General features: G+C 68.8%; 2 protein-coding genes. Both read left to right on the forward strand.

All coding sequences use genetic code 11. The features are described from left to right. The first annotated feature begins 101 nt into the window (after positions 1 to 101). Positions 102 to 611, forward strand: coding sequence for a hypothetical protein (locus AB0N07_RS50375; protein WP_365847644.1), 510 nt, complete (start codon positions 102 to 104; stop codon positions 609 to 611). Between the two features lie 781 nt (positions 612 to 1,392). Further along, positions 1,393 to 2,175 carry an endonuclease domain-containing protein gene (locus tag AB0N07_RS50380; RefSeq protein WP_365847646.1) on the forward strand — a complete coding sequence of 261 codons (783 nt, stop codon included), beginning with the start codon at positions 1,393 to 1,395 and terminating at the stop codon, positions 2,173 to 2,175. Positions 2,176 to 2,215: the final 40 nt, after the last annotated feature.

A 2,215-nucleotide genomic window follows, 5' to 3' on the forward strand; every position in this document is an offset into this window, starting at 1 on the left:
ATCGACCAGCCCTCCGTCGCCGCCTTCTGGCTCGGCCAGCGACCGAACGCGTCATGACCGATCAGCCGCGAGACAGAGCTCAAGGACTGGGAGACCCTCGCATGGACGCGAGGGCGCCGCACCCCGCGCTCGACCCTGCCATCGCCTGGCCCACGCTCGGCATGTGGGTTCGATGGGAAGGCGAGCGGCTCGACCTCGTGTCGCTGGCGCCCGCACGCGGCACCACAGCGGATCAAGTCCTGCTGCCGTGTTCTCCGGAACTCCTGATACAGCTCGGGAAGATCTCGCTCGGCAACAGCCGTGCCGGCCTATACGCCGTGCGCCTGGCGGAGGACGGCGCGGACCACCGTCTGGTGCTCTGTCAACGAGGTTTGGAAGGTGCTGTCCGGATCAGCGGAGCTGTGTCCTCGATAGCGGAGCCGCTGTACGGGAGGACCCGGGCGGCCATGCTCGCGGCCAGCCGGGAGCAGAGAGCCGCGGGGAACCAAGACGAGGCAGCGCAGTGGAGCACGATGGCCCGTCAGCTGCTGATGGCCAAGCGGGCGAGTCGGCGCGGACGCAGCGTCCGAACCGTCTCGGGCGGACTGCCCACTCTCGGCAAGCACGGATGAATGAGGGGACGAACCATGCGAGCCCTTCCGGCAGCAGTTGAGCCGGGAGCTTCCGCTGTCGCCCGCCGACCGCGTCCCGCCGACCGCGTCCCGCCGACCGCGTCCCGCCGAGCCTGCACGAGGCCGGGCTGAGCGGGCTGGGCTGGCACCAGTTGGTGTGTGCGCTGTGCGACCTGCACGGACCCGACCGGCACCTGGTGAAGGAGAGAAACCTGTTCTTCGCGGCCGACACGGTGCTCGGGCTCCTGCCTCGGTCGCCGGCCATCGTCCTGACCCGGGCCCCGTCGGGATCGCGTGGCCCTTCCAGAAGAGGCGCAGCGAAGTACGAACGGCGTCCCTGTGGTGCCCCGGTCGTGTCTCCTGGGAGGCGCCACCCGGCATCCCTGCACAGGTGAGTCCTCCGAAGGCTCTGTGTGCAACGCCAGTGCGGCACTGTTGGAGCGCACGCGAGACACCGCGAGGACGTGCGCAGAACTCCAAGAGGTACACCGGCATCAGTCGGCGTCTTGTCGGTGTCCCCGTCGAGTCTCGTTCGTGTACTGATGAGTCACCTCGGCGCGCTTCCTTGGCCAGCCGGTTCTGCTCGTTCTCCTCACGCTGCTGGCGCGTCTGCCCCGCACCGCGACATCAACGATTGATTCGACATGCCGCTACACCGTGCGCAGCAGGGGTCGCGCATCCGTCGCCGTCGGCGCCGGTTCTACCAACTGCTGGGCCCCCGTAGCCCTGAGCGTGGAGGTCCGGCAGTTCGTTGTCAGTGCCATACGGCACGATGCCGCTCATGCCGACCCTGGATGACCTGCCCCCGTACCGCCGGGCAAAGTTGCTGTGGGAGTACGCCCACTTCGGCGTAGCTGGAGTTGACGACCTGGTGCGGGAGCAGACCGGGAAGCCGTGCACCCTGTCGGGCGTATCCAAGCCGCACTCGCCCCGGGTTGCCGTGCTCGGCGGCGACGGCCGGTACCACGTCATGAGCGACGGCCGGATGGTCTGCGGCAAGAGCCAGGCCAAGCAGGGCTGGCACCTACAGATCTGCTGCTGGACGGAGACAGACGGAGTGCTGTCCTACGGCTACAGCATGGGCGGTACGTACGACTCGGTCGCGCTGGAGTGGTTCGTGGAGACCGGAGCCGAGAGCGTTCCCTTGTCGTCGGTAGCGCTGGAGCAGCGGTGCCAGGGAGAGGGCTCCTATGGCGTCATGCACATGTGGCCTCCGCCCCCGGCGAAGACCGCCCCGGTCCGGAGGATGCGCGCGGTACTGGTCGAAGCTCTGGGGCCGGACTGCCACCTGTGCGGCGCACTGCCCGGGGCGATGGTCGACCACGACTACTCCACGGGAATGGTGCGCGGTCTCCTGTGCAAACTGTGCAATCGGACCGTCGAGGAGTGCCCGCACGTCGACGGCTGCCCGAAGGCGGAGTACATGGACCACCCGCCCGCTGCGCATCTCGCGCTGCCATATCCGCTGTCCCTGGCGTACAAGCCGACGGAGTCGGCGCGGCGGCAGAAGATCGAGCTGCTGGGGTTCGATCCGCTCGCGCCGTGGCGGCCCGCCCCTCCCTGAGTCGCCGCGGCGGCCGGTCAGAAGAGCGCCATCTCCTCGG

The organism is Streptomyces sp. NPDC051172 (assembly GCF_040682555.1).
Classification (GTDB): Bacteria; Actinomycetota; Actinomycetes; order Streptomycetales; family Streptomycetaceae; genus Streptomyces.

Excerpts from the sequence above, each read along its gene's own strand:
- AB0N07_RS50375 (WP_365847644.1), top strand. The coding sequence starts at position 102 with ATGGACGCGAGGGCGCCGCACCCCGCGCTCGACCCTGCCATCGCCTGG.
- AB0N07_RS50380 (WP_365847646.1), top strand. The coding sequence starts at position 1,393 with ATGCCGACCCTGGATGACCTGCCCCCGTACCGCCGGGCAAAGTTGCTG.